Source organism: Streptomyces sp. NPDC089799 (genome assembly GCF_040684755.1).
In the GTDB taxonomy this organism is placed as follows: Bacteria; Actinomycetota; Actinomycetes; order Streptomycetales; family Streptomycetaceae; genus Streptomyces.
Map to the genome: position 1 here is coordinate 39,974 of NZ_JBFBGR010000009.1, position 26,725 is coordinate 66,698.

The 26,725-nt window shown below is 72.0% G+C and carries 21 protein-coding genes; 19 read left to right on the plus strand and 2 right to left on the minus strand.

Features of this window, described 5'->3' with window-relative positions; translation table 11 throughout:
* Nucleotides 1-3 precede the first annotated feature (3 nt).
* The 13 genes from rodA to galE all read left to right on the plus strand — a co-directional run bounded on the left by rodA (nt 4) and on the right by galE (nt 17,323).
* Complete coding sequence (gene rodA, locus AB0O36_RS11865; RefSeq protein ID WP_365107696.1) at nt 4-1,203, plus strand: rod shape-determining protein RodA; 1,200 nt, start codon at nt 4-6, stop codon at nt 1,201-1,203.
* Between the two features lie 369 nt (nt 1,204-1,572).
* The gene (locus AB0O36_RS11870; protein ID WP_365107699.1) at nt 1,573-3,096 is read left to right on the plus strand and encodes a CYTH and CHAD domain-containing protein; all 1,524 of its coding nucleotides are present in this window, start codon (nt 1,573-1,575) and stop codon (nt 3,094-3,096) included.
* A 99-nt stretch (nt 3,097-3,195) separates the two neighbouring features.
* On the plus strand, nt 3,196-5,121 hold the full coding sequence (locus AB0O36_RS11875; RefSeq protein WP_365107702.1) for a TIGR03960 family B12-binding radical SAM protein: 1,926 nt from the start codon (nt 3,196-3,198) through the stop codon (nt 5,119-5,121).
* Nucleotides 5,122-5,249: 128 nt separating this feature from the next.
* Nucleotides 5,250-5,495, plus strand: a complete 246-nt coding sequence (locus tag AB0O36_RS11880) for a type II toxin-antitoxin system VapB family antitoxin (protein WP_365107705.1) — start codon at nt 5,250-5,252, stop codon at nt 5,493-5,495.
* Entirely contained in the window at nt 5,468-5,896 is a 429-nt protein-coding gene (locus AB0O36_RS11885; protein WP_365107707.1) for a PIN domain nuclease, read from the plus strand. The genes AB0O36_RS11880 and AB0O36_RS11885 overlap by 28 nt, the downstream gene beginning before the upstream one ends.
* 37 nt (nt 5,897-5,933) lie before the next feature.
* Complete coding sequence (locus AB0O36_RS11890; RefSeq protein WP_365107710.1) at nt 5,934-6,980, plus strand: hypothetical protein; 1,047 nt, start codon at nt 5,934-5,936, stop codon at nt 6,978-6,980.
* Nucleotides 6,981-7,053: 73 nt separating this feature from the next.
* On the plus strand, nt 7,054-7,833 hold the full coding sequence (locus tag AB0O36_RS11895; protein WP_365107712.1) for a TIGR03936 family radical SAM-associated protein: 780 nt from the start codon (nt 7,054-7,056) through the stop codon (nt 7,831-7,833).
* A gap of 234 nt (nt 7,834-8,067) precedes the next feature.
* Complete coding sequence (locus tag AB0O36_RS11900) at nt 8,068-12,039, plus strand: Rne/Rng family ribonuclease (RefSeq protein WP_365107715.1); 3,972 nt, start codon at nt 8,068-8,070, stop codon at nt 12,037-12,039.
* Between the two features lie 239 nt (nt 12,040-12,278).
* Entirely contained in the window at nt 12,279-12,599 is a 321-nt protein-coding gene (rplU, locus tag AB0O36_RS11905; RefSeq protein ID WP_365107718.1) for a 50S ribosomal protein L21, read from the plus strand.
* 14 nt (nt 12,600-12,613) lie between these two features.
* Nucleotides 12,614-12,868 (plus strand): 50S ribosomal protein L27, encoded by a 255-nt coding sequence (rpmA, locus tag AB0O36_RS11910; RefSeq protein WP_008738950.1) that lies wholly within the window; start codon nt 12,614-12,616, stop codon nt 12,866-12,868.
* A gap of 150 nt (nt 12,869-13,018) precedes the next feature.
* On the plus strand, nt 13,019-14,464 hold the full coding sequence (obgE, locus tag AB0O36_RS11915; protein WP_365107721.1) for a GTPase ObgE: 1,446 nt from the start codon (nt 13,019-13,021) through the stop codon (nt 14,462-14,464).
* Between the two features lie 79 nt (nt 14,465-14,543).
* Complete coding sequence (locus AB0O36_RS11920; RefSeq protein ID WP_365107724.1) at nt 14,544-16,157, plus strand: glycosyltransferase family 2 protein; 1,614 nt, start codon at nt 14,544-14,546, stop codon at nt 16,155-16,157.
* A gap of 170 nt (nt 16,158-16,327) precedes the next feature.
* On the plus strand, nt 16,328-17,323 hold the full coding sequence (gene galE, locus AB0O36_RS11925) for a UDP-glucose 4-epimerase GalE (RefSeq protein WP_365107727.1): 996 nt from the start codon (nt 16,328-16,330) through the stop codon (nt 17,321-17,323).
* Between the two features lie 120 nt (nt 17,324-17,443).
* On the opposite strand, the gene AB0O36_RS11930 is transcribed toward galE, so the two are convergent.
* Both AB0O36_RS11930 and AB0O36_RS11935 read right to left on the minus strand, forming a co-directional pair.
* Nucleotides 17,444-18,598 carry a glycosyltransferase gene (locus tag AB0O36_RS11930; RefSeq protein WP_365107730.1) on the minus strand — a complete coding sequence of 385 codons (1,155 nt, stop codon included), beginning with the start codon at nt 18,596-18,598 and terminating at the stop codon, nt 17,444-17,446.
* A complete protein-coding gene (locus tag AB0O36_RS11935) occupies nt 18,595-21,474 on the minus strand; it encodes a bifunctional glycosyltransferase family 2 protein/CDP-glycerol:glycerophosphate glycerophosphotransferase (protein WP_365107732.1) in 2,880 nt (959 codons plus the stop codon). Before AB0O36_RS11935 ends, AB0O36_RS11930 begins: the two co-directional genes overlap by 4 nt.
* 128 nt (nt 21,475-21,602) lie before the next feature.
* Here AB0O36_RS11935 and AB0O36_RS11940 point away from each other — a divergent pair, with 128 nt between their 5' ends.
* From AB0O36_RS11940 to AB0O36_RS11965, 6 genes are all read left to right on the plus strand, one after another.
* A complete protein-coding gene (locus AB0O36_RS11940) occupies nt 21,603-22,538 on the plus strand; it encodes a glycosyltransferase family 2 protein (protein ID WP_365107735.1) in 936 nt (311 codons plus the stop codon).
* Nucleotides 22,535-22,963 (plus strand): GtrA family protein, encoded by a 429-nt coding sequence (locus AB0O36_RS11945; RefSeq protein ID WP_365107738.1) that lies wholly within the window; start codon nt 22,535-22,537, stop codon nt 22,961-22,963. Before AB0O36_RS11940 ends, AB0O36_RS11945 begins: the two co-directional genes overlap by 4 nt.
* Nucleotides 22,964-23,079: 116 nt before the next feature.
* The gene (proB, locus tag AB0O36_RS11950; protein WP_365107740.1) at nt 23,080-24,183 is read left to right on the plus strand and encodes a glutamate 5-kinase; all 1,104 of its coding nucleotides are present in this window, start codon (nt 23,080-23,082) and stop codon (nt 24,181-24,183) included.
* A gap of 81 nt (nt 24,184-24,264) precedes the next feature.
* Nucleotides 24,265-24,663, plus strand: a complete 399-nt coding sequence (locus tag AB0O36_RS11955) for a hypothetical protein (protein WP_365108276.1) — start codon at nt 24,265-24,267, stop codon at nt 24,661-24,663.
* Nucleotides 24,664-24,787: 124 nt separating this feature from the next.
* Nucleotides 24,788-26,068, plus strand: a complete 1,281-nt coding sequence (locus tag AB0O36_RS11960) for a glutamate-5-semialdehyde dehydrogenase (RefSeq protein WP_365107743.1) — start codon at nt 24,788-24,790, stop codon at nt 26,066-26,068.
* Between the two features lie 77 nt (nt 26,069-26,145).
* Entirely contained in the window at nt 26,146-26,721 is a 576-nt protein-coding gene (locus AB0O36_RS11965) for a hypothetical protein (protein ID WP_365107746.1), read from the plus strand.
* The last annotated feature ends 4 nt before the right edge of the window (nt 26,722-26,725 follow it).

The following is a 26,725-nucleotide window of genomic DNA, read 5'->3' on the forward strand; positions in this document are numbered from 1 at the left end:
AAGATGCCGACCGCCACCAAGTTCTCCGTCTCCCGGTACGCGCCGCAGAAGGGCCCGATCGCCCGGCTGACGGCCCGCGACTCCGTCGTGCGCCGACTCGACTGGCCGATACTGCTCTCCGCGCTCGCCCTGTCCCTGATCGGCGCCCTGCTGGTGTGGTCCGCCACCCGCAACCGGGACACCCTCAACCAGGGCGACCCCGAGTACTTCCTCTACCGCCACCTGCTCAACACCGGCATCGGCCTGGTCCTGATGGCCGGCACGGTCTGGCTCGGCCACCGCACGCTGCGCGGCGCCGTACCCGTCCTCTACGGGCTCTCGCTGCTCCTGGTGACGGCGGTGCTCACCCCGCTCGGCGCCACCATCAACGGCGCCCACGCCTGGATCGTGATCGGAGGCGGCTTCTCCCTCCAGCCCTCCGAGTTCGTCAAGGTCACCATCATCCTGGTGATGGCGATGCTGCTGGCCGCCCGCGTGGACGCGGGCGACCTGGTGCACCCCGAGCACCGGACCGTGGTCAAGGCGCTGTGCCTGGCCGCCGCACCCATGGGCATCGTCATGCTGATGCCCGACCTGGGCTCGGTCATGGTCATGGTGGTGATCGTGCTCGGCGTGCTGCTGGCCTCGGGCGCCTCCAACCGCTGGGTGCTGGGCCTGCTGGGCTCCGGCATCGGCGGCGCGATCCTGGTCTGGCAGCTGGGCGTGCTCGACGAGTACCAGATCAACCGCTTCGCCGCCTTCGCCAACCCCGACCTCGACCCCTCGGGCGCCGGCTACAACACCAACCAGGCGCGCATCGCGATCGGCGGCGGCGGCCTGCTGGGGTCGGGCCTGTTCAAGGGCCCGCAGACCACCGGGCAGTTCGTGCCCGAGCAGCAGACCGACTTCGTGTTCACGGTGGCGGGGGAGGAGCTGGGCTTCGTCGGCGGCCTCGCGATCCTCGGCCTGCTGGCCGTGGTGCTGTGGCGGGCCTGCGTGATCGCCCGCGAGACCACCGAGCTGTACGGCACGATCGTGGCGGCCGGGATCATCGCCTGGTTCGCCTTCCAGGCCTTCGAGAACATCGGCATGAACCTCGGCATCATGCCGGTCGCCGGCCTGCCCCTCCCCTTCGTCTCCTACGGCGGCTCCTCGATGTTCGCCGTATGGGTCGCGGTCGGACTACTCCAATCCATCAGGGTGCAACGCCCGATAAGCGCTTAGCGTCCGCCCGGCGCGGGGCGTCGCGCCCGCTGTGGCAGGCGCCCGCGCGGCGTGGGCCGTGCCGCGCGGTGTGGGCAGGCGTCCCGCAGGGCGATGGGGGTCCCCACCCTGGGCGGGGCTCCGGCAGGGCGGGGGCGAGTGCTTGAGCGGGGTGTCCCGGTGTGCCCACCCTCCCCGAGTTCTCGACTTCGCTCGAACAGGGCGCGGCCGGCGGACCCGCTCGGCCGGAGCCGGCCACACCGGCCCCGGCCGGGCCACGCCACCGCCCGGCTCGGCGGGAGCCCCGGCCGGGCCCACACCCCGAGAGGATCTCGGCCGAATCTCCCGTTCACCACCGCGTTCCACCCCGTTCAGGACTACGTTCGATGCATGGCGGACACGAAGCGCGAGATCGAGCGGAAATTCGAGTTCACGAAGCCGAAGGCGGAACGCCGCGGGGTACCGGACCTGACGGGCACGGCCGGCATCGCCGCCGTCCACGACCAGGGCACCGCCGACCTCGACGCCGTCTACTACGACACCCCCGACCACCGGCTCGCCGCCGACGGCCTGACCCTGCGCCGCCGCACCGGCGGCGAGGACGCCGGCTGGCACCTCAAGCTCCCCGTCGCCCCCGGGGTCCGCGACGAGGTCCGGGCCGCCCTCAGCGACACCCTGCCCCGGTCCCTCGCCGCCCTCGTCCGCTCCCGCGTCCGCGACGCCCCGCTGGAACCCCGGGTCCGGCTGCTCTCCTCGCGCCGGATCAGCCACCTCCTCGCCGCCGACGGGACCCTCCTCGCCGAACTCAGCACCGACAGCGTCACCGCCGAACGCGAGGACACCACCGCCGCCTGGACCGAGGTCGAGGTCGAACTCGCCGACGACACCGACCCCGCCCTCCTCGACGCCGTCGAGAAGACGTTCGGGAAGGCCGGGCTCAAGGTCTCCGACGCCCCCTCCAAACTCGCCCGCGCGCTCGCCGAAACCGGCACCGAACCCCCCGCCCGCCCCCGCCCCGACCCCGGGGACGACGGCACGGCCGGCGCGTACGTCCTGGCGTACCTCCGCGAACAGGTCGACGCCCTGATCACCTACGACCCGGCCGTACGCCGCGACGAGCCCGACTCCGTGCACCAGATGCGGGTCGCCGCCCGCCGCCTGCGCAGCGCCTTCAAGACCTACCGCAAGGTCCTCGACCGGGACGTCACCGACCCGATCGGCGAGGAACTGCGCCGGCTCGGCCGGGAACTCGGCGTCGACCGCGACCAGGAAGTCCTCCACGAGCACTTCCTGACCGCACTCACCGGCCTCCCGCGCACCCTCGTCTCCGGCCCGGCCCGCCGCCGCCTCCGCACCTGGAACAAGACCCGCCGCTCCGGCTCCCGCCGCCAGACCCTCGCCGCCCTCGACGACGGCCGCCACCTCGCCCTGCTCGACACCCTGGAGGGCCTGCTCGCCGACCCGCCCCTGAAGTCCGGCGCCGGGAAGCCCGCCGCGAAGGCCCTCCCCGAAGCCGTCCTGCACGACTACGGCCGGCTCGCCGCCCGCGTCGACCACGCCCTGTCCCTGGACCCGGGGGAGGAGCGCGACCACGCCCTGCACGACGCCCGCAAGGCCGCCAAACGAGCCCGCTACGCCGCCGAGGCCGCCGAACCCGCACTCGGCAAACCCGCCAGGAAGCTCGCCAAGGCCATGAAGTCCGTCCAGAGCCTGCTCGGCGAGCACCAGGACAGCGTGGTCGCCCGCACCGCCCTCCTCGACCTGGCCCACCAGGCCCACGGCGCCGGCGAGCCCTCCTTCAGCTGGGGCCTCCTCCACGGCCGCGAGGAGGCCCGCGCCGAACGCGCCGAACGCGACCTCCCGGAGCTCTGGGCCGAGGCGTCCGATCCCGCCCTGAGGGCCGCCCTCGGCTGACCACCGCGGGCAGGGGGCACCGGTGATCAAGGCCGACGGAGGCCGTCCGGGCCTCGGGTACCCTGGAATGTCTCCCCCTGCCCGCTTCACGAAAGTCGCGTGATGTCCGAGTCGGTCTTCCCCCAGCTCGAAGCGCTGCTCCCGCATGTGCAGAAGCCCATCCAGTACGTCGGCGGTGAACTCAACTCCACCGTCAAGCCCTGGGAGAGCAGCGACGTCCGCTGGGCGCTCATGTACCCGGACGCGTACGAGGTCGGGCTCCCCAACCAGGGCGTCATGATCCTCTACGAGGTGCTCAACGAGCGCGAGGGCGTCCTGGCCGAGCGCACCTACAGCGTGTGGCCCGACCTGGAGGCCCTGATGCGCGAGCACGGGGTCCCCCAGTTCACCGTGGACTCCCACCGCCCGGTCTCGTCCTTCGACGTGTTCGGCCTGTCCTTCTCCACGGAGCTGGGCTACACGAACATGCTCACCGCCCTGGACCTGGCGGGCATCCCGCTGGAGTCCAAGGACCGCACCGTCGACCACCCGATCGTCCTGGCGGGCGGCCACGCCGCCTTCAACCCGGAGCCGATCGCGGACTTCATCGACGCGGCGATCATCGGCGACGGCGAGCAGGCCGTGCTCGACATGACCGAGATCATCCGCGCCTGGAAGGCCGAGGGCCGGCCCGGCGGCCGCGACGAGGTCCTGCTCCGCCTGGCCAAGACCGGTGCGGTCTACATCCCGCGCTTCTACGACGTCGAGTACCTGCCCGACGGCCGTATCGCCCGCGTGGTCCCCAACCGCTCCGGCGTGCCGTGGCGCGTGTCCAAGCACACCGTCATGGACCTCGACGAGTGGCCGTACCCCAAGCAGCCGCTGGTCCCGCTCGCCGAGACGGTCCACGAGCGGATGTCCGTCGAGATCTTCCGCGGCTGCACCCGCGGTTGCCGTTTCTGCCAGGCCGGCATGATCACGCGCCCCGTGCGGGAGCGAAGCATCACCGGCATCGGCGAGATGGTGGACCGCGGTCTGAAGGCCACGGGCTTCGAAGAGGTCGGCCTGCTCTCCCTGTCCTCCGCGGACCACACGGAGATCGCCGACATCGCCAAGGGCCTCGCGGACCGCTACGAGGAAGACAAGATCGGCCTCTCGCTGCCCTCCACCCGGGTGGACGCCTTCAACGTCGACCTGGCCAACGAGCTGACCCGCAACGGCCGCCGGTCCGGCCTCACCTTCGCCCCCGAGGGCGGCTCCGAGCGCATGCGCAAGGTCATCAACAAGATGGTCTCGGAGGAGGACCTGATCCGTACGGTCTCCACGGCGTACGGCAACGGCTGGCGCCAGGTGAAGCTGTACTTCATGTGCGGCCTGCCCACGGAGACCGACGAGGACGTCCTCCAGATCGGCGACATGGCGGTCAACGTGATCGCCAAGGGCCGTGAGGTCTCCGGCCAGAACGACATCCGCTGCACGGTCTCCATCGGCGGCTTCGTGCCCAAGCCGCACACCCCGTTCCAGTGGGCGCCGCAGCTCTCGGCGGAGGAGACGGACGCCCGTCTCGAAAAGCTCCGCGACAAGATCCGCGGCGACAAGAAGTACGGCCGCTCCATCGGCTTCCGCTACCACGACGGCAAGCCGGGCATCGTCGAGGGCCTCCTCTCCCGCGGCGACCGCCGCATCGGCGACGTCATCCGCGCGGTCTACGAGGACGGCGGCCGCTTCGACGGCTGGCGCGAGCACTTCTCGTACGACCGCTGGATGCAGGCGGCCGAGAAGACCCTGCCCGAGTACGGCGTGGACGTCGCCTGGTACACCACCCGCGAGCGCACCTACGAGGAGGTCCTCCCCTGGGACCACCTGGACTCGGGCCTCGACAAGGACTGGCTCTGGGAGGACTGGCAGGACGCCCTCGACGAAACCGAAGTCGAGGACTGCCGCTGGACCCCGTGCTTCGACTGCGGCGTGTGTCCTCAGATGGACACCCACATCCAGATCGGCCCCACGGGCAAGAAGATGTTGCCGCTGACCGTGGTCAAGTAGCCCCCGCTGCCCTGATCGATATGCCCCCGCCGGGATCTTCCCGGCGGGGGCATATGTGTTCGAAGGGTGCTGAAATGTTTCCGCTGTGATGTGTGCTGGATATAGTTTTCTCGCGGAGGTGGATGTACATGGCGAAGACTGTTATCGATCTGGATGAGGAAGCGCTCGCGCTGGCGGCGGAGGCGCTGGGAACGAAGACCAAGAAGGACACGGTCAACGCGGCGCTCGCGGAAATAGGAGCACGGGTCAGAAGGGAGCGGGCGCTCGCCAGACTCCTCGCCCTCGACGAGGAGGGCGCGTTCGACAAGGGGCGGGAGCCTGGCTTCAAGGAGGAGGTGCGCGGATCGTGGGGGACCTCGGCGAGCGATACCTGATCGACACCTCGGCAGCGCACCGCATCACCCTGCCGGGGCCGTTCGCGGCGTGGCGGGGCGCCCTGAGCGCCGGCCGGATCGGCATGTGCCCGGCGACAGAGGCCGAGGTGTTGTACTCGGCGAGGTCGGCAGGCCAGTACACGGAAATGCGCGGAACCCACCGCGACCTCTACGCCTGGTACGGGGTCCCCGACGGCGTCTGGACGAAGGTCATGGCGCTCCAGTCCACGCTGGCAGCGGCGGGGGCTCTCCGCTCAGCCGGCGTCATCGACCTCGTCGTGGCATTGACCGCGCAGCACCACCGGCTCACCGTCCTCCACTACGACCGGGATTTCGAGACCATCGCGAAGCACGCGGATCTGCGCACCCGCTGGCTGGCGGAGCCCGGTTCCATCGACTGACCGCAACTGCACCACGCCTCAGGGTGTCCTGAGGTGTATGAACACGCTGAAGGAACAGCCCGCGCCGGCTGCCGGTGGGTGTCTCGGCGGGGTGGCCAAGGCGGTGGCCGTGGCCGTCGTGCTGCCCGTGCGGTTGGTCTGGGATCTCGTTGTCGTCGCGGCGCGGGCTGTGGGGCGGTATCTGCTGCGGCCGTTCCGGGAGTACGTGCTCCACCCGGTGTACGCGTACGTGCTCGTGCCGTGCGGACGGGCGCTGGGGTGGGTGTGCGTCGTTCTGCTGAAGCTGGTGTTCGTCTGGCCCTGGACCGGGTTGTGGCGGTACCTGCTGCGGCCCGTGGGGGTGGGCTGCGGGTGGCTCGCCGAGCGGGTGTACACGTACCTGCTCGCGCCCCTCGGGGCGTTCCTGTACCGGTGGGTGCTGCACCCGCTGGGGGTGGCCGGCGGGTGGGTCGGGCAGGTGCTGTGGACGTATCTGCTGCGGCCGGCCGGGAAGGCGCTGGCCCGGCTGGGGTGGGTGCTGGCCATGGCGGTGTTCGTCTGGCCGTGGGTCGGGCTGTGGCGGTACGTGGTCAGGCCGTCGGCGCTGGTCGTGGGCTGGGTCGCCGTTCGGGTGTGGCGGTACGCGGTCCGGCCCGTCGGGGTTGCCCTCGGGTGGCTCGGCATGCAGGTGTGGACCTGTCTGATCCGGCCCGTCGGGATCTCGCTCGGGTGGCTGGGCGCACGGGTGTGGATCCATGTGCTGCGGCCCGTCTGGCGGGTGCTCGTGTGGGCCTGGCACGTGGCCGGGCGGATCCTGCGGGCGCTGTGGCGTGCGGTCAAGTGGGTCGGCTGGGTGACCGTCGGGTGGCCGGCGACCAGGGTGTACCGGCATGTGCTCACCCCGGCCGGACATGCCGTGCGTGATGCCTGGCGGACCGTACGGGGTGCCGTGCGCGAGGCCCGCGAGCAGGTGCGCCGGGCCCTGTGGGGTACTCCTCCCCGGGAACCGGCGAGGTCACGGGCGCGTACTCTGGGTAGTACGACAGCCGTGGGCGCGGCCCCGGAGCCGCACCGGCTGCGAAAGACGTCACAGGGCGGAGCCTGAGCGCTCGCGCCCCGCACAAGGAGAAGAACCACTGGGCAAGCGACAGCCCGAAGGCCCACCGCCCGCACCGGCGGTGCAGCGCATCCGACTGCGCTACACCAAGCGCGGCCGCCTCCGGTTCACCAGCCACCGCGACTTCCAGCGCGCCTTCGAGCGGGCCCTGCGCCGCGCCGAGGTGCCGATGGCCTACTCGGCCGGCTTCACCCCGCACCCGAAGGTCAGCTACGCCAACGCCGCTCCGACCGGTACCGGCAGCGAGGCGGAGTACCTGGAGATCGCCCTCACCGCCCACCGCGACCCCGAGAAGCTCCGCGAGCTGCTCGACGAGTCCCTGCCGGCGGGCCTGGACATCACCGACGCCGTGGAGGCCCGCACCTCGGGCCTCGCCGACCGGCTGACCGCCTCCATCTGGGAGCTGCGCCTGGAAGGCGTGGAGGCCGACGAGGCCGAACGGGCCGCCGGCGTGTTCCTCGCCGCCGAGGCGGTCGAGGTCCAGCGCCGGACCAAGAACGGCATGCGGACCTTCGACACCCGGGGGGCGGTGGTCAGCCTCGAAGCGGCGCCCGCTCCGGGTGATAGGACGCCGGACAATGCCTGTGCGATACTGCGGCTGGTTGTTCGGCACGTGACACCTGCCGTGCGACCCGACGACGTCCTGTCCGGTCTCCGAGCTGTGGCCGACCTGGCGCCGCCGGTCCCCGCAGCGGTGACCAGGCTGGCGCAGGGGCTCTTCGACGAGGAGTCCGGCACGGTGACCGACCCGCTCGCGCCCGACCGCGAGGCTGTCACGGCCGCCCCACCCACGGCCGCCGAGACTGCCGCCGCGAAGGCGCCGGAAGGTCCCGCCGCGTAAGGACGTCTCGACGCGCGGTCCTGGTACTCGGGAGCCACCTGGGTCGGGCCGCGCACTGACCTGAAGACTTCCGCCAGGCCGTACGCACCACGCGTACGGAACCGGCGGCCTTGGACCTACAGCTCCCGTGAGGCGAACGCGCCCCGGAGGCAGGCTCCGCATTCATCGTGCGGAGCCGTGCCGGACCGGATGTCAGCCGCGGTGCCCAGGGGGCGTGACGGGAGAACCGCCCGCATGCTCAACAACGAAATCGAGAACCCCGCCGCCGGTGGCGACAGCCCCAGCGACAACCTGCCGCCGCGCCGACGCCGCCGTGCCGCGTCGCGTCCGGCCGGCCCGCCGGGGGCCACCGCCGAGGCCGCTCCCGCTGCCGAGGCCCCCGCTGCCGAGGCTGCGGCTCCGGCCGTGGAGGAGGCTCCGGCCGCTGCTCCGGCGCGTACCCGTCGTCGTGCGACCCGTGCCGCCGCGGCGCCTGTCGCGCCCGCCGCGTCCGCCGTGGTCGAGGCGCCCGTCGCCGAGGCCGCTGCCGAGCCCGTCGCCGCCGAGGCCGCCCCGGCCGCCGAGGTGGAGGAGACGGCGCCGAAGGCCCGTACCCGTCGTCGTGCCACGCGTGCGGCGACCGCTCCGGTGGCTCCGGCCGCCGCCGAGGCCGCTCCTGTCGTAGAGGCCCCCGCTGCCGAGGCTGCGGCTCAGGCCGTGGAGGAGGCTCCGGCCGCTGCTCCGGCGCGTACCCGTCGTCGTGCGACCCGTGCCGCCGCGGCGCCTGTCGCGCCCGCCGCGTCCGCCGTCGTGGAAGCGTCCGCCGCTGTCGAGGCGCCCGTCGCCGAGGCCGCTGCCGAGCCCGTCGCCGCCGAGGCCGCCCCGGCCGCCGCGGTGGAGGAGACGGCGCCGAAGGCCCGTACCCGTCGTCGTGCCACGCGTGCGGCGACCGCTCCGGTGGCTCCGGCCGCCACCGAGGCCGCTCCCGCCGCCGAGGCCCCGGCCCCGGCCGCCGAGGAGGCTCCCGCCGCGGTGGAGACCGTGACGGTCGCCGACGCCGTCGACGCCCCCAAGGGCCGCACCCGCCGCCGCGCCACCCGCGCCGCCGCGCCCGCCCGGAAGTCCGAGCCCGCGCCCGCCCCGGCCGCCGAGCCGGAGGCCGAGGCCCCGGCCCGCTCGCGCCGCTCCGTGCGCCCCGCCGTGGCCGTGTTCCAGGCCCCGGTGTTCACCGAGCCGATGTTCCAGACCCCGGAGACCGCCGCCGCGGCCGTCGCCGCCGCCCGCGCCGCCGAGGCCGAGGCCGAGGACGCGGAGGAGCTCGAGGAGGACGAGACCGAGGCCGTCGCCGAGGTCCAGGTCCCCGTCGAGCAGCCCTCCGGCCGCCGTCGCCGCCGCCGCGGCGCCCCCGTGGCCGCCGAGCCGGAGCCCGAGGACCAGGTCGAGACCGAGACCGAGGCCGAAGCCGAGGCCGACGAGGCCGCCGAGCAGGCCGAGGACGAGACCGAGGAAGCGGACGGGCGTCCGTCGCGCCGCCGTCGCCGTGGTGGCCGCCGCCGTCGCCGCGGTGAGTCCGCCGAGCTCGACGAGGCCGCCGAGGAAGCCGACGAGGAGGAGGCCGACGAGGCCGCCGCCGAGGCCGAGGACGAGGACGAGTCGGAGGAGGGCGCCGCGCTCGGCAGCAGCTCCAGCCGCCGTCGCCGTCGCCGCCGTCGCCGTTCCGGTGACACCGGCGCCGAGGAGGCCGCCGCCGACGAGGACGGCGTCCGCACGGTCGTCAAGGTCCGCGAGCCGCGCCCGGCCCGCGAGAAGGAGGCCTCCGACGAGGTGCAGTCCATCAAGGGCTCCACCCGCCTGGAGGCGAAGAAGCAGCGCCGCCGCGAGGGCCGCGAGCAGGGCCGCCGCCGCGTGCCGATCATCACGGAGGCCGAGTTCCTGGCCCGCCGTGAGGCCGTCGAGCGCGTGATGGTCGTCCGCCAGTCCGGCGAGCGCACCCAGATCGGCGTCCTCGAGGACAACGTGCTCGTCGAGCACTACGTCAACAAGGAGGAGGCCACCTCGTACGTCGGCAACGTCTACCTGGGCAAGGTCCAGAACGTGCTGCCGTCCATGGAGGCCGCCTTCATCGACATCGGCAAGGGCCGCAACGCCGTCCTGTACGCCGGTGAGGTCAACTTCGAGGCGCTCGGCATGGCCAACGGGCCGCGCCGCATCGAGTCCGCTCTGAAGTCCGGCCAGTCCGTGCTGGTCCAGGTCACCAAGGACCCGATCGGCCACAAGGGCGCCCGCCTGACCTCGCAGGTCTCGCTGCCCGGCCGCTACCTGGTCTACGTGCCCGAGGGCTCGATGACCGGCATCAGCCGCAAGCTGCCCGACACCGAGCGCGCGCGCCTGAAGACCATCCTCAAGAAGATCGTCCCCGAGGACGCGGGCGTCATCGTGCGCACCGCCGCCGAGGGCGCGAGCGAGGACGAGCTGCGCCGCGACGTCGAGCGTCTGCAGGCCCAGTGGGAGGACATCCAGAAGAAGTCGAAGCAGATCTCGACCTCTTCGCCGAGCCTGCTGTACGGCGAGCCGGACATGACCGTCCGCGTCGTGCGCGACATCTTCAACGAGGACTTCTCGAAGGTCATCGTCAGCGGTGACGGCGCCTGGGAGACCATCCACGGCTACGTCTCGCACGTGGCTCCGGACCTGGCCGACCGGCTGTCGCGCTGGACCTCAGAGGTGGACGTCTTCGCGACGTACCGGATCGACGAGCAGCTCGCCAAGGCGCTCGACCGCAAGGTGTGGCTGCCCTCGGGCGGCTCCCTCGTGATCGACAAGACCGAGGCGATGATCGTCATCGACGTCAACACCGGCAAGTTCACCGGTCAGGGCGGCAACCTCGAAGAGACGGTCACCAGGAACAACCTGGAGGCGGCCGAGGAGATCGTGCGCCAGCTGCGGCTGCGCGACCTGGGCGGCATCGTCGTGATCGACTTCATCGACATGGTGCTGGAGTCCAACCGGGACCTGGTGCTGCGGCGCATGCTGGAGTGCCTGGGCCGGGACCGTACGAAGCACCAGGTCGCCGAGGTCACCTCGCTGGGCCTGGTCCAGATGACCCGCAAGCGGGTGGGCCAGGGCCTGCTGGAGTCCTTCTCCGAGACCTGTGTCCACTGCAACGGGCGCGGTGTGATCGTGCACATGGAGCAGCCGACGGCCGTCGGCGGCGGTGGCAACGGCAAGCGCGCGAAGAAGCGCGCCGGCCGCGGCCACGAGCACGAGCACGAGGTCGAGGTGGTCGAGACCGCCGGTTCCGCCGTGGCCGTGGAGACCGAGGCCGAGGTCGCTGCGGAGGCCGCCGCCCCGGTGGCGCTGCCCGAGCCGGCGTTCGTCCCGGACGAGGAGCTCTACAGCAGCCCGGCCGAGGCGGAGGCCGCGGCGGGTCTGAGCCCGCGCCGCAACCGCCGCCGCGCGACCCGCAAGGCCACCGCTCCGGCGGGTGCCCCGCGTGCCGCCGCCCCGCGTGCCGCTGCCGCCGAGCCGGTGGCCGTGGCCGAGCCGGTCGCGGAGCCGGTCGTGGAGCCCGTGGTGGAGCCGGTGGTCGAGGCCGTGCCGGTGACCGAGCCCGCGGACACCGTCCTGGAGCCGGCCGCCGAGGCCGTGGCCGAGCCCGAGCAGGTCGTGGAGGCCGCTCCGGTCGCGGAGGCCGCTCCGGCGCGTCCGCGCCGCCGTGCCACCCGCAAGGCGACGGCTCCGGCGGGTTCGCCGAAGCCGGCTGCCGAGGCGGAGGCCCCGGCCGTCGCCGAGGTCGTGGTCCCGGCCGCCGAGCCGGCCGTGGCCCCGGTGGCCGAGGCCGCGCCCGAGCCGGCGCCGGTCGCGGAGGCCGCTCCGGCGCGTCCGCGCCGCCGCGCCACCCGTAAGGCCACCGCTCCGGCCGGTTCCCCGGCGGGCGCCGAGGCCGCGGTCCTGGTGGTGGCCGCCCCGGAGCAGACCGAGGCCCCGGCCGCGGAAGCCCCGGCGGACGGGCCGGCCGAGGAGGCTGCCCCGGCCAAGAAGACGGCCCGCAAGACGGCCGCCAAGAAGGCCCCGGCGAAGAAGGCCGTCGCCAAGAAGACGACGACCGCGAAGAAGGCCGTCGCCAAGAAGACGACGGCGAAGAAGACCACGGCCAAGAAGGCGACGAAGAAGACCGCGGCGGCGGAGCAGACCGCTCCGTCCGTCTCGGCCTCCACCGAGGCCTGATCGCAGCCGTTCCCGCCCCCGGGGTCCTGTGAGGGACCCCGGGGGCGGGCGGGGTCACGGGGCCCGGTTTGACCTCTCAAACCCGGCCCCGTAACCTTGACCGTCGGCGTGTCTCAGTGCACGCCAGCCACTGAGCAACTCACCTCCCGGGTCCTTCGCGGCGCGGGGGAGGCCGCCCCGTGTTCGACGGGGGTCGGCTGGCTTCAGGGGTTCCCATTTCGAGCGAGAGAGAGATCCGCGTGTACGCCATCGTGCGCAGCGGTGGCCGCCAGCACAAGGTTGCTGTCGGCGACATCGTTGAGGTTGACAAGATTTCCACTGCCAATGTTGGCGACACGGTCGAGCTCTCGACCCTGCTCGTTGTCGACGGCGACGCCGTGACCAGCGACCCGTGGGTCCTGGCGGGCATCAAGGTCCAGGCCGAGGTCGTGGACCACCACAAGGGCGTCAAGATCGACATCCTGCGCTACAAGAACAAGACGGGCTACCGCCGTCGCCAGGGTCACCGTCAGCAGTACACGGCGATCAAGGTCACGTCCATCCCGACGGCCGCGAAGTAAAGAGGGACTGAGCAATGGCACACAAGAAGGGCGCATCGTCCACCCGGAACGGTCGCGACTCCAATGCCCAGCGGCTCGGCGTGAAGCGCTTCGGCGGTCAGGTCGTTTCCGCTGGTGAGATCCTCGTCCGCCAGCGCGGCACCCACTTCCACCCGGGCGCCGGTGTCGGCCGTGGTGGCGACGACACGCTGTTCGCCCTGCAGGCCGGCGCGGTGCAGTTCGGCACCCACCGTGGCCGCAAGGTCGTGAACATCGTTCCGGCCGCCTGATCTGATCATCTGATCAAGGCGTTCGAAACTCACTGAGGGCGGATCTGAGTCTTCCCGGCGCAAGCCGGGAAGCGGGTCCGCCCTCGGCGCGTTACACAGGCTGTAACGCAAGACTTTTCCGTACATCGCTGTACATCTGGAGGAACAACCATGACCACCTTCGTGGACCGCGTCGAGCTGCACGTCGCCGCGGGTAACGGGGGCCACGGCTGCGCCTCCGTACACCGGGAGAAGTTCAAGCCGCTCGGCGGCCCCGACGGCGGCAACGGCGGCCGCGGCGGCGACGTGATCCTGACCGTCGACCAGTCGATCACCACGCTGCTGGAGTACCACCACAGCCCGCACCGCAAGGCGACCAACGGCAAGCCTGGCGAGGGCGACAACCGCTCCGGCAAGGACGGCCAGGACCTGCTCCTCACCGTTCCCGACGGCACGGTCGTCCTCGACAAGCAGGGCAACGTCCTCGCCGACCTGGTCGGCCAGGGCACCACGTACGTCGCCGCCCAGGGCGGTCGCGGCGGCCTCGGCAACGCGGCCCTGTCCTCGGCCCGCCGCAAGGCCCCCGGCTTCGCACTGCTCGGCGAGCCCGGTGACTCCGGCGACATCGTCCTGGAGCTGAAGACCGTCGCCGACGTGGCCCTCGTCGGCTACCCCAGCGCCGGCAAGTCCTCGCTGATCTCGGTGCTCTCCGCCGCCAAGCCGAAGATCGCCGACTACCCCTTCACCACGCTGGTCCCGAACCTGGGCGTGGTCACCGCCGGCTCCACCGTCTACACCATCGCCGACGTCCCCGGCCTGATCCCCGGCGCCAGCCAGGGCAGGGGCCTGGGCCTGGAGTTCCTGCGGCACGTCGAGCGCTGCTCGGTGCTGGTGCACGTACTGGACACCGCCACCCTGGAGTCCGACCGCGACCCGCTCTCCGACCTCGAGGTCATCGAGGAGGAGCTCAGGCAGTACGGCGGCGGCCTGGAGAAGCGTCCGCGGCTGGTCGTGCTCAACAAGGTCGACATCCCGGACGGCCAGGACCTCGCCGACATGATCCGGCCCGACCTGGAGGAGCGCGGCTACAAGGTCTTCGAGGTCTCGGCGGTCGCCCGGACCGGCCTGAAGGAGCTCTCCTTCGCCCTCGCCGAGATCGTGGCCAAGGCCCGCGCCCGCAAGCCCAAGCAGGAGGCGACCCGCATCGTCATCCGCCCGAAGGCCCTGGACGACTCCGGCTTCACCGTCACCTACGACGAGGCGGAGGACATCTACCAGGTGCGCGGCGAGAAGCCGGAGCGCTGGGTCCGCCAGACCGACTTCAACAACGACGAGGCCGTCGGCTACCTCGCCGACCGCCTCAACCGCCTCGGCGTCGAGGACGCGCTGATGAAGGCCGGCGCCCGCGCCGGCGACGGCGTGGCCATCGGTTCCGACGAGAACGCCGTGGTCTTCGACTGGGAGCCGACCCTCCAGGCCGGCGCCGAGATGCTGGGCCGCCGCGGTGAGGACCACCGTCTGGACGCCCCGCGCCCGGCCACCCAGCGCCGCAAGGAGAAGGAAGCCCAGCGCGGCGACGCCGCGCAGCGCGAGTACGACGAGTTCCGCCCCTTCTGAGGCACCCGCGGGCAGCGTCCGCAGCGGCCGGTCCGGGCACCCGGACCGGCCGCTTCCGCGCTCCCGTAGGATCGCTCCGGTGAGCACTCCGAGCGTCAGCGTCATCGTGATCGCCTACAACGACGCCGGGCTGGTGGGGGAGGCCGTCGCCTCGGCCCTCGCCCAGGGCCCGGCCGTCAGCGAGGTCATCGCGGTGGACGACAGATCGTCCGACGGCACCGGCCGGGTGCTGGACGAGCTCGCCGCCGAGCACCCGCGCCTGAAGGTGATCCACCGCGCGGAGAACAGCGGCGGCTGCGGCACCCCGCGCAACGACGGCATCGCGGCCGCCGGCGCGCCGTACGTCCTTTTCCTCGACAGCGACGACGTCCTGCCGCCCGGAGCGGCCGCCGCGCTGCTGCGCGCCGCCGAGGAGCACCGCGCACAGGTCACCGTCGGCTCCTGCGTGCGCCGCGAGCTGCCCCAGGGCAACGACGTGCCGTGGATGCCCGGCCTGCTCACCCCCGGCGAGGTCATCGAGGACCCCGCGGACCGGCCCGAACTCGTCCGCGACACCCTCTGCGTCAACAAGCTCTACGCCAAGGACTTCCTCAACGCGCACGGCATCCGCTTCCCCGACGGCCGGTTCGTCTACGAGGACTTCGTCTTCACCGCCCGCGTGCTGGCCGCGGCCCCGCGCATCGCCGTCGTCGAGGACCTCGTCTACGTCTGGCACGTCCGGCGCAGCGCCGCGAAGGTCTCCATCTCCCTGGACCGCAAGGACGTCGGCAACTGGCGCTCCCGGATCGAGGCGCACCGCACCGCGCACGAGGTCCTCGCCGCCGCCTCCCCGCTCCTCGGACTCGCCTGCCGGGTCAAGTTCCTCGAATACGACCTCCGCATGTACCTGCGCGAGCTCGGCAAGGACCCCGTGTACCGGCAGGACTGGTGGGACCTGACCCGCGGCTACGTCGCCGGTTTCGACGAGGCCGCCGTCGAGGCGGCCGCACCCAAGGCCCGGTGGGTCGTCCGCGTGCTGCGCGCCTGTGAAGAACCGCCCGCCGACGTCGAGCGGCTGACCCGGTTCGCCGCCGAACCCCCGCGCCTGCTGCCGCCGTACGCCGAGACCGCCGACGGCACCCCGGTGTGGAGCGCGGAGCTGCCCGCCGCCGAACTCGACGGCCTCGGCTCGCTGCCGGTCGCCGAGCTCCCGGTCACCGTCGACGCCGAACCGGCGGCCGGGCCGGGCGCCCTGACCGTCCGCGTCCACGACCTCTACGGGCGGCTCGCCGCGGCCGGTCCGCGCACCGCCCGGCTGCGGTTCCTGCCCCGCGGCGGCGGCGAACCGGTCAGCGGGCACCCGGTGGAGCTGCGGCCCGGCGCGGACGGCACCTGGACCGCCGAACTGCCCTTCAAGCCCACCGCGCTGGCCGTCACCGGCCGCCGGCTGGGCCTGCGCGGCATGCAGGCATGGGACGTCCGGGTGGGTGTGGAGTGCGCCGACGGAAGCACCCTGCTCACCTCCCTGCGTCCCCTCGGTGACCTCCTGCGCAGGCGGGCGCTCCCCAGCAGCCGGTACGGTGTGCTGCTGGCGCAGCCGTACCGGACGGCCGCCGGATCGCTCGCGCTGCGGCTCGCGCCCGGCGCGGACGGCGCGGCCGACCTGGTGCGCAACCGCCTCGGCCGGGCCCGGCTGGGCCGGGGGGCGCGCTAGCCGTTCCGCGCGGCAGAACCGCCGGGCCGCCAGGCGCGTCGGACAGTACGTGCCGTGCGGCACGTACGACGCATGCCGTGCGGCACGCCGGGCACAAGCCGTGCGCCATGCCGGGCACGCTGGGCACGCTGGGCACGCTGGAAAACATGGACAGGACTCGGGAGAACCGCATGACGTTTCTGATCACCGGAGGGGCCGGCTACATCGGCTCGCACGTCGTCCGCGCGATGCTGCTCGCGGGGGAGAAGGTCGTCGTGCTCGACGACCTGTCGACCGGCAACGAGGACCGCGTGCCGGAGGGCGTCCCCCTGGTGATCGGCTCGGTCCTGGACGACCTGGTGCTGGACGACACCATCCGCGAGCACAAGATCACCGGCGTGGTGCACCTGGCCGGCAAGAAGCAGGTCGGCGAGTCCGTCGAGAAGCCGCTGTACTACTACCACGAGAACGTGGAGGGCCTGCAGGTCCTGCTGGGCGCGGTGGCCAGGGCGGGCGTCCGCAACTTCCTCTTCTCCTCCTCGGCCTCGGTGTACGGGATGCCCGACGTGGACCTGGTCACCGAGGAGACCCCGGCCGCGCCGCTGAGCCCGTACGGCGAGACCAAGCTGGCCGGCGAGTGGCTGGTCCGCGCGACCGGCAAGGCGCACGGCATCGCCACCGCCTGCCTGCGCTACTTCAACGTGGCCGGGGCAGCGGCTCCCGAGCTCGCCGACACCGGCGTGTTCAACCTGGTCCCGATGGTCTTCGAGCGCTACGACCGGGGCGAGGGCGCCCGGATCTTCGGCGACGACTACCCGACCCCGGACGGCACCTGCATCCGCGACTACATCCACGTCGAGGACCTCGCGGAGGCGCACGTGGCGGCCGCCCGCAAGCTCGCCGAGTGGGCGCGGGAGGGCGAGTACCGCGACCTCACCGTCAACATCGGCCGCGGCGAGGGCGTCTCCGTCCGCGAGATGGTCGAGCTGCTCAACGAGAACACCGGGCACGACCACGCGCCCGTGATCACCCCGCGCCGCCCCGGCGACCCGGCCAAGGTGGTGGCCTCCGCCGACAGGATCGAGCGGGAGCTGGGCTGGAAGGCCCGCCACGACGTGCGCGAGATGATCACCTCGGCCTGGGCCGGCTGGCAGGCGAACAAGACGCTCGCCCACCGCGAGCGCTAGCCGGGCCGGGCGCGGTCCCGACCGCGCCCGCGGAAGCGAAGGGGCCGCCCTCCCGGTGTCGGGAGGGCGGCCCCTCGTCGTCCGCAGTGGGCGCCGGCGCTTCCGCCGGCGCCGTCGCCGCTAGCGCTGGAGGAACGCGAACAGCTCTTCCCAGCGGTCTGTGATCTCCGTGCTGGAGTAGCGCTTCACGTCCCGGAACGCGGTGTCGCCCATCCGGTCCCGGAGCTCCTTGTCGGAGATCAGCCGGCTCAGGTGCCCGGCCAGTTCCACCGTGTTGCCCAGGCGGGCCAGGAGGCCGTCCTCGCCGTCCGACACGATCTCCCGGACGCCGGGGGCGCAGTCGAACGCCACCGGCGCCACACCGGCCGCCATGGCCTCCAGCAGGGTGATCGGGAAGCCCTCGGCCCGGGAGGCCTGCGCGAACAGCGAGGCCCCGTGCAGCGCGCCCAGCACGTCGCTCGTGCTGCCCATCCACTCCACCGAGTCGTCCAGGCCCAGCGAGGTGCAGTACGCACGCAGCACGGCTTCCTCGGGGCCCGCACCGTAGATCCGCAGGGTCCAGTCGGGGTGCAGCGGGGCCGTCTCCGACCAGGCGTCCAGCAGCAGGTCCACGCCCTTCTCGAAGGCGAGCCGGCCGACGGAGGCGACGACCTTCGCCTCGCGGGGCGCGGGCGCGTCCGGCATGAACGGCAGCGGGTTCGGCATGGAGCCCACGTTGTCCATCCCGGAGCGGATCCACAGGTCCGCGTCCTCCGGGGTGAGCACCAGCAGCCGGTCGACGTCCTTGTAGTGGCGCCGTACCCGGGCCGCGCGCGAGGACTTGTGGCTGGCCTCGTACGACTCGTGGCTCATGCCGATGACGGTGAGCCCCTTGGTGTCGGCGAGCGCCACCCACTCCATCGCCCAGACCTGGGTGCAGATCACCACGGCGCCGGGCGCGGCCGCCTTGAACAGCGCGCCCAGCTTCTCCGCCTGCTCCAGCATCCCCGCCCGGCGGGCGGCCTGGCGGCGCCGCTCGGGCGCGTTGAGCTTCCCCTTGATGCCGCGCAGGGTGCGCGGCGACGGGGGCCGCTCGTCGTACAGGACGGTGGTGGCGTACGGCAGTTCCGCGGGGAAGCTCTGCCGGATGTGCTCCTCCACCGGGCAGATGCCGATGACGTGCACCCGGTGCCCGCGGTCCGTCAGCAGCCGGGCCATCTGGTGCGACCAGGTGGTCACCCCGCCGATCTCGTCGACGCTGTTGGACACGAAGAAGATGTCACGGCCCTGGCTCACTTGCCGCTCCCCTGGAAGAACTTCTCGACGATCCGGCGGGCGGCGTCCCCGCGGTCGTACTCACCGAACTCGGCGAGGAAACGCTGGCGCGCCTCCGCGTACTTGGCGTCCGCCTCCTCGAAGGCGGAGAGCGCCTGCAGGAGTTCGTCCGCCGTGGCGACCACCGGGCCGGGCGCCTTCTCCTTGAGGTCGAAGTACGTGCCGCGGAGGTCCGAGGCGTACGCCTCGTAGTCGTACGCGAAGAACAGCATCGGCCGGTCCAGCACCGCGTAGTCGAACATCACGGACGAGTAGTCGGTGATCAGACCGTCGGCCAGGGCCAGCAGCGGGGTGATGTCGTGCTGCTTGGACACGTCGATGACCCGGCCCTCCACGGAGGGCGGCAGGGTGACGCTGTTGAGGTAGTGGGTGCGCACCAGCAGGGTGAAACGGTCCCCCAGCCGGTCGGCGAACTCCTCGACGTCGAACGGGAAGACGAAGCCTTCGACCGAGCCGTCCGCCGCGGCCCGGAAGGTCGGCGCGTAGAGCAGCACCTTCTTCTCCGGGTCGATGCCGAGCTCGGCAGCCAGCGGGCCGCGCACCCGCTCACCGCTCTGCGCCTCCGCGCCATGTGCCGCCACGAGGGCGTCGTTGCGCGGGTAGCCGGCGCGCAGCAGCGCCGTCTCGCGGAGCCGGAAGGCCTTGGCGAGGGTGCGGCTGTCGTGCTCGGAGCGGATGAGGAAGTGGTCGAAGCGGTCCACCGCGGCCTGGAACCTGGCCTGACCGTCCTGGCCGAGCGCCTTGGTGCGCGGCTCGTGGAAGCCCATGCGCTTGAGCGCGGAGCCGTGCCAGGTCTGGATGTACGTGGTCCCCTGGCGCTTGGCGAGGGCCAGCGGGAAGCCCTGGTTGTCGATCCAGAACTCGGCCTGGGCGAGCGCCCGCAGGTACTGCCAGCTCCACCGCTTGACCAGGGTGGCGTCCTTGGGGAAGCCGGTGGGCTTGGCGCCGGCGTAGGACCACACGGCCTCGAAGTCGATGCCCTGCCGGAGCATCTCCTCGTAGATCGCCCGGGGGCTGTCGCTGTACTGCTTGCCCATGTGGCTCTCGAAGACGACCAGGCCCTTCTTCAGCGGCAGCTTCGAGAAGACCTCGTGGTAGACCTTGACCTTCTGCTCGCCCGAGCCGATGTTCCGCTTGGTCTTGAGGGCCTTCTTCAGGCTCCGCTTGACCAGGCCGGCGGTCTTGCCGTGCATCGCCCCGTTGATCAGCGCCTGGGTGCGTACGGCGGCCGCGCCCTCGGCGGTGAGCACGTACGACAGGTTGCCCTTCTTGGTGATCTCCGGTTCGAAGCGGTCGGAGACCAGGCGGGTCAGCCGGGGCCGGACGCGCAGCCTGGCCGCGCGCTCCAGGTCGACGCTGCCGACGGCGACGCGGGTGCTGATCCGGTCCTTGCCCGCGGTCAGCTTCAGCCGGACGTCCCAGACCGCGTCGATGATGCCCAGCGGCCGGACGGTCTTGCCGATGTCGGCCCGCACGGACCACTCGATCGTGTCACCGGCGTGGTCGATCTTCTCCACCGGGAAGCTGAACGACTTGACGCCGATCTGGCGGCGGGCGCGGAACTCCAGCTCGGCCTTGAGGGGGGCGTCCTCGGCGATCCGGCGGAGCGGGTTGACCACGGAGCCGGAGAGGGTGACCGTGCCGCGGCCGTCGTCCTCGTAGGAGGTGAGCCGGTTGCCCAGGGCGAGCGAGGCCAGCGGGGTGGTGTGGAAGCCCTGGTCGGTGACGTCCAGTATGCGGCGGGCCTCGGCGTCCGCCGGGTCGTCCACGTGCTCCGCGCACCAGTAGATCCGGCCGTCGCGCTCGGCGAGCGCGGAGGTCAGCCGGCCCCGGTTGGTCATCGACTCGGCGGCGGACAGCAGGTTGACCCAGTCCTCCTTGCCGAGCAGGTAGGCGCAGATCGCCTGGAGGTGGTTGACCTGGTCGTACGCGGCGGGATCGATGCCCTCCAGGTAGCCGTTGGCGAGCCGGGCGAACTCCTGCCGGTACTCGTCGTCCAGCAGGTGCAGGTCGCGCAGGTGCAGCACGAGGTCGTGCTTGAGGAACTTGGCGTCCTTGGCCGACTTGATCTCGTCGTGGCCCTTCTCGGCGAGCAGGGCGTCGACGCGGCGGTGGATCTCCATCCGGTGCACGAAGTTGGCGATCTCGTGGCGCCGGTTGCTGATCGACTTCGAGGCGGCCTTCTCCTGCACGTTCCAGAAGTAGACGTGGTTGGGGATCAGGGCGATCCGGCCGGCCGCGACGTACGCCTGGGCGGAGAACAGCAGGTCCTCGTAGTGGATGCCGACCGGGAACTCCAGCCCCTGCTCCAGCAGGAACGACCGCCGGTAGCACTTGTTGGTGGAGAGGGTGTCGTACACCAGCAGGTCGGGGTACTCGGTGATCGACTCCAGCGTGCGGGTGCGCGAGTAGATCCACGGGTACCACTCGGTGGTCTTGCCCCACCGGTTGTCGAGGTGGACCCGGACGCACATGCCCGAGACCAGGTTCGCCCCGGTCCGCTCGGCCGCGTCCAGCATGTTCCGGCAGGCGTTGCGCTCCAGGACGTCGTCGCTGTCCAGGAACATCACGTACGTACCGGTGGCCTGCCCGATACCGTGGTTGCGGGGTGCTCCGCAGCCGCCGCTGTTCTGCGGCAGCTGGAAGGCGCGCACCCTGCCGGGATGCGCCGCTTCGAGTTCCTTGGCGACCTCGAAGGAACGGTCCTTGCTGCAGTCGTCGACGATGACGACCTCGACGCCCTGCAGCGTCTGGTCGATCACCGACTGGACGGCTGTCGGCAGACGCTCTGCGTCGTTGTAGACGATGACGACCACGGAGACGTCAGGCACGTGCACCTCGATCCCTATTTGTTCCGTTCCGCTTATCCCGTCAAAACTACCGTGTGTTCCCCTGGGCTCCGGCAGCAGACCGCCGGGCGTGCATACTTCTAGGGCATGCGGATCAGACCCAGCAGGAAGTGTTCATGACGAAGCTGTCCGTAGTCGTTCCTTGCTACAACGAAGAAGCAGTCATCGACAGCTTCGACACGGAGATCCGCAAGGTCCTCGGTGCCCTCCCGATCGAGTACGAAGTCTGTTACGTCGACGACGGCAGCCGCGACGGAACCCTCTCGAAGCTGCGCAAGATCGCCGAAGTGCATCCCGAGCAGACCCGTTACGTCTCCTTCAGCCGGAACTTCGGCAAGGAGGCCGGGATGCTGGCCGGTCTGAAGGAGGCCACCGGCGACGCCGTGGTCATCATGGACGCCGACCTCCAGCACCCGCCGGAGCTGATCGGCAAGATGCTGGACCTGTACGCGCTCGGCCACGACCAGATCATCGCCCGCCGCAACCGCGAGGGCGACAAGAAGGTCCGCAGCGCCCTGAGCCGCCTCTACTACCGCATGGTCAACAGCTGGGTGGACGTCGAGCTGATGGACGGCGTCGGCGACTTCCGCCTGCTGTCCCGGTCCGCCGTGGACGCCCTGCTCTCGCTCCAGGAGTACAACCGCTTCTCCAAGGGCCTGTTCTCCTGGATCGGTTTCGACACCGTCACGTTCGATTACCAGAACGCGCAGCGCGAGGCCGGCGAGACCAAGTGGAAGTTCGGCTCCCTGCTGAACTACGCCATGGACGGGCTGATCTCGTTCAACAACCGGCCGCTGCGGCTGGCGATCTGGATGGGCGCGGGCCTCACCGCCATAGGGGCGCTCTACACCCTGTGGATCATCGGACAGGCGGTCACCGGCGGGATCACCACCCCTGGTTACGTCACCCTCGTCGCGATCATCGTGGCCCTGGGCGGCGTCCAGATGACCATGCTCGGCCTGATCGGCGAGTACATCGGCCGCATCTACTACGAGACCAAGCGGCGCCCGCACTTCCTGGTCAAGGAATCCCACGGGACCGACATCCGATGAAGGACCAGCTCGGCCAGATCGTCCGGTTCGGCCTGGTGGGCGGCGTCAACACGGCCACCTTCTTCGGCATCTACCTGCTGCTGCACCCGTGGATGCCGTACTTCGCGGCGTACAGCCTGGCCTTCGTGCTGTCGATGGTCGGGTCGTTCTTCATGAACACCTACTTCACCTACCGCACCCGGCCCACCTGGAAGAAGTTCCTGCTCTTCCCGCTGACCAACGTCACCAACTACGTCATCCAGTCGGTCGGGCTGTACGCGCTGGTCACCTGGGCCGGGATGGACACCAGGATCGCCCCGCTGGTCGCGGCCGTGGTGGCGATCCCGTTCACCTTCGTCCTCTCCCGGAAGATCCTGGTGCCCGGCGCGGCCCGGGCCGCCCAGGCCCAGGCCGAGCCGGTGCCGTCCGGCAAGTCCACGGTCTGAAACCGGCGGGCGGCCGCCCGCCGGAACCCCGTAAATTGGGGGCCGTACCGGCCGTGCAGGCGGTCGGGCGGTCAGGCGGTAAGGGGTTGGACGTGTCAGGGGTAAGGCAGGGAGTCATGGACGCCCGCAGGATCGTGGTCAAGGTCGGCTCCTCCTCCCTCACCACCGCGGCGGGCGGCCTGGACGCGGACCGGGTCGACGCGCTGGTCGACGTACTCGCCAAGGCGCGCAGCGGCGGCGAGAAGGAGATCGTGCTGGTCTCCAGTGGCGCCATCGCGGCCGGACTCTCCCCGCTCGGGCTGCGCCGCCGCCCCACGGACCTGGCCCGGCAGCAGGCTGCCGCGAGCGTCGGCCAGGGCCTGCTGGTCGCCCGCTACACGGCCTCCTTCGCCCGGTACGGGATCCGCGTCGGCCAGGTCCTGCTGACCACGGACGACACCAGCCGGCGCGCCCACTACCGCAACGCCTACCGGACCCTGGACCAGCTCCTGGCCATGGGCGCGCTGCCGATCGTCAACGAGAACGACACCGTCGCCACGGACGAGATCCGCTTCGGCGACAACGACCGGCTGGCCGCACTCGTCGCCCACCTGGTCCGCGCCGACCTCCTCGTGCTGCTCTCCGACGTGGACGGCCTCTACGACGGCGACCCGTCCCAGCCGGGCACCACCCGGATCGGGGAGGTCCGCGGCCCCGAGGACATCGCCCACGTCACCATCGGCAGTGCCGGCAAGGCGGGCGTCGGCACCGGCGGCATGGTCACCAAGGTGGAGGCCGCCCGGATCGCGGCCGCGGCCGGCATCCCCGTGGTCCTCACCTCCGCCAGCCAGGCCGCGGACGCCCTGTCCGGACGCGAGACGGGCACGTTCTTCCACCGGACCGGCCGCCGGTCCGCCGACCGGCTGCTCTGGCTGCAGCACGCCTCCACCCCGCAGGGCCACCTGGTCCTGGACGACGGCGCGGTGGCCGCCGTCACCGAACGCGGCAGCTCCCTGCTGCCCGCCGGCATCGCGGCCGTCGAGGGCGACTTCTCCGCAGGCGACCCGGTCGAGCTGCGCACCGCGGACGGCCGGCCGATCGCCCGCGGCCTGGTCAACTTCGACGCCAAGGAGATGCCGCAGCTGCTGGGCCGCTCCACTCGCGAGCTCGCGCGGGAACTCGGACCGGAGTACGAACGGGAGGTCGTCCACCGGGACGATCTGGTTCTGCTGCAGGGCTGAGGTTCTGCAAAACCGACGCGAAGCGGGTCCGGGACTGGTCAACTGTGGGTAACGGGCAGACACGCAGGGCAGAGGAGCCGACTGGTGGGACGAGCGCTGACCAGCGTCGCGGGCGGGGGCGGTGAGGACGAGGACCACCAGTCCCGCCTGTGGCACGTCACCCTGAGCGTTTCCGGCAAGCCGGTGGCGCTGGCCGAGGTCCGGCGCGGCCTCGAACAGCTGGCCCACGACCACCCGTTCCTCCTCACCAGCCGGTACGCCGACGACCACGCGGAGATCCGTTACTGGGAGGAGGCCCGCGACCTGCACGACGCGGCGGCGGTCGCCCTGCGGCTCTGGGGCGAACACCGGTCCTCGGCGAAGCTGCCGGCGTGGGAGATCGTCGGCCTGGAGGTCATCGACCGGGCGACGTACCACCAACGCGTCGCCGAGGGCTACGGCCCACCCCCGGCCCACCCGGTCGGCGTCCACCCGTACTGACCCCGCCGCGGTGCGGGCCTGCGCCCGGCGCCGCCGCCGTGTGGGCAGGCGTGCCGCAGGGGTGTCGTCTCGCGGGGTGGAAAGGCCGCCGGTCGGGCGCGGGCGGCGCACTACCCTGGACGGCATGACCTCGCTGAACGACGCCTCCGTCTCGCCCGTCATCGCCACCGCCCGGCGCGCCCGTACCGCCGCCGCGGACATCGCCCCGCTCCCGCGGTCCGCGAAGGACGCCGCCCTGCTGGCCATCGCCGACGCGCTGGAGGCCCGTACCGCCGAGATCGTCGAGGCCAACGCCCAGGACATCGCCAAGGCCCGGGCCGCCGGCACCAGCGAGACCGTCATCGACCGCCTCACCCTCACCCCCGAGCGCGTCGCCGCCATCGCCTCCGACGTCCGCGACGTCGTCGCGCTCCCGGACCCGGTCGGCGAGGTCGTCCGCGGCTCGACCCTCCCCAACGGCATCGACCTGCGCCAGATCCGCGTCCCCCTCGGCGTCGTCGGCATCATCTACGAGGCCCGCCCGAACGTCACCGTGGACGCCGCCGCGCTCTGCCTGAAGTCCGGCAACGCCGTCCTGCTGCGCGGCAGCTCCTCCGCGTACGCCTCCAACACCGCCCTCGTCACCATCCTCCGCGACGCCGTGGAGTCCACCGGCATCCCCGCGGACGCGATCCAGCTCGTCCCCGGCGAGTCCCGCGACTCCGTCCGCGAGCTGATGCGCGCCCGCGGCCTCGTCGACGTGCTCATCCCGCGCGGCGGAGCCTCCCTCATCAAGACGGTCGTCGAGGAGTCCACCGTCCCCGTCATCGAGACCGGCACCGGCAACTGCCACGTCTACGTCGACGCCCAGGCCGACCTCGACACGGCCGTGGACATCCTGATCAACTCCAAGGCCCAGCGGCCCTCCGTCTGCAACGCCGCCGAAACCCTCCTGGTCCACCAGGACATCGCCGCCGCCTTCCTGCCCCGCGCCCTCGACGCCCTCGCCGACGCCGGCGTCACCGTCCACGGCGACGAGCAGGTCCTCGCCGCGGCCCGGGACAGCAAGGTCACCGCGCTGCCCGCGACCGACGAGGACTGGGCCGCCGAGTACCTCTCGTACGACATCGCCGCCGGCGTCGTCGGCTCCCTCGACGAGGCCGTCGCCCACATCCGCCGCTGGACCTCGGGCCACACCGAGGCCATCGTCACCACCTCCCAGGCCGCGGCCCGCCGCTTCACCCAGCTGGTCGACTCCACCACGGTCGCCGTGAACGCCTCCACCCGGTTCACCGACGGTGGCCAGTTCGGCTTCGGCGCCGAGATCGGCATCTCCACCCAGAAGCTGCACGCCCGCGGCCCGATGGGCCTCCCGGAGCTCACCTCCACCAAGTACATCGTCACCGGCGACGGTCACGTGCGGTAATCGCCCGCTGGACTCCGCGTGGCCGAATTCCGGCTTACGGCCTGCCCGGAACCCCTGTCCGGGGCTACGCTGGACCCGTGCCGGACGACGTGGGGGGCAAGCCGTTCCCGGACGACGGGGAGCCCGAAAACGAGCACGACGACCGCGGAGGCGCGGACCAGGACTTCGCCTCCGTGGTGTTCGACGAGGACTTCGTCCGGAACGCCGAGATCCATGAGCCGAGCGCGGCCGAGCGGCTGCGCGAGGCCGAAGCCGCCCGCGCGGCGGTCGCCGGCGGCCGCCCGGTCGACGAGGACCCCTTCGAGGGGTACCCCTACGGATGGCCCCACGGCCTGCCGGACGGCTACGGCCCCGACGACCTCCCGTACGGCGAGCACAACGACCCCTACGACCACGGCCACGGCCCCTACGGGGCCTACGGCGGGTCCATGCGGCCCTACCGGGGCCGGTCCCGCTGGCTGCGCCCGGTGGCCTGGGTGCTCGCCGTGGTCATGGGCATCGGGATGGTCGCGCTGGCCTTCACCGCCGTCTACCGTGGTGCCTCGGGAAGCTCGGGCGACCCGGGACAGACCCCGCCCCCCGCGAGCAGGACGCCCCTGACGGAAGTCGGCGGCGGTGGCGCGTTTACGCACCCCGCCGTGCGCCAACCCTGAAGGT

Coding starts and splice junctions, on each gene's coding strand:
- rodA (WP_365107696.1), top strand. CDS start 4: ATGCCGACCGCCACCAAGTTCTCCGTCTCCCGGTACGCGCCGCAGAAG.
- AB0O36_RS11870 (WP_365107699.1), top strand. CDS start 1,573: ATGGCGGACACGAAGCGCGAGATCGAGCGGAAATTCGAGTTCACGAAG.
- AB0O36_RS11880 (WP_365107705.1), top strand. CDS start 5,250: ATGGCGAAGACTGTTATCGATCTGGATGAGGAAGCGCTCGCGCTGGCG.
- AB0O36_RS11890 (WP_365107710.1), top strand. CDS start 5,934: ATGAACACGCTGAAGGAACAGCCCGCGCCGGCTGCCGGTGGGTGTCTC.
- AB0O36_RS11900 (WP_365107715.1), top strand. CDS start 8,068: ATGCTCAACAACGAAATCGAGAACCCCGCCGCCGGTGGCGACAGCCCC.
- rpmA (WP_008738950.1), top strand. CDS start 12,614: ATGGCACACAAGAAGGGCGCATCGTCCACCCGGAACGGTCGCGACTCC.
- obgE (WP_365107721.1), top strand. CDS start 13,019: ATGACCACCTTCGTGGACCGCGTCGAGCTGCACGTCGCCGCGGGTAAC.
- galE (WP_365107727.1), top strand. CDS start 16,328: ATGACGTTTCTGATCACCGGAGGGGCCGGCTACATCGGCTCGCACGTC.
- AB0O36_RS11940 (WP_365107735.1), top strand. CDS start 21,603: ATGACGAAGCTGTCCGTAGTCGTTCCTTGCTACAACGAAGAAGCAGTC.
- AB0O36_RS11945 (WP_365107738.1), top strand. CDS start 22,535: ATGAAGGACCAGCTCGGCCAGATCGTCCGGTTCGGCCTGGTGGGCGGC.
- proB (WP_365107740.1), top strand. CDS start 23,080: ATGGACGCCCGCAGGATCGTGGTCAAGGTCGGCTCCTCCTCCCTCACC.
- AB0O36_RS11960 (WP_365107743.1), top strand. CDS start 24,788: ATGACCTCGCTGAACGACGCCTCCGTCTCGCCCGTCATCGCCACCGCC.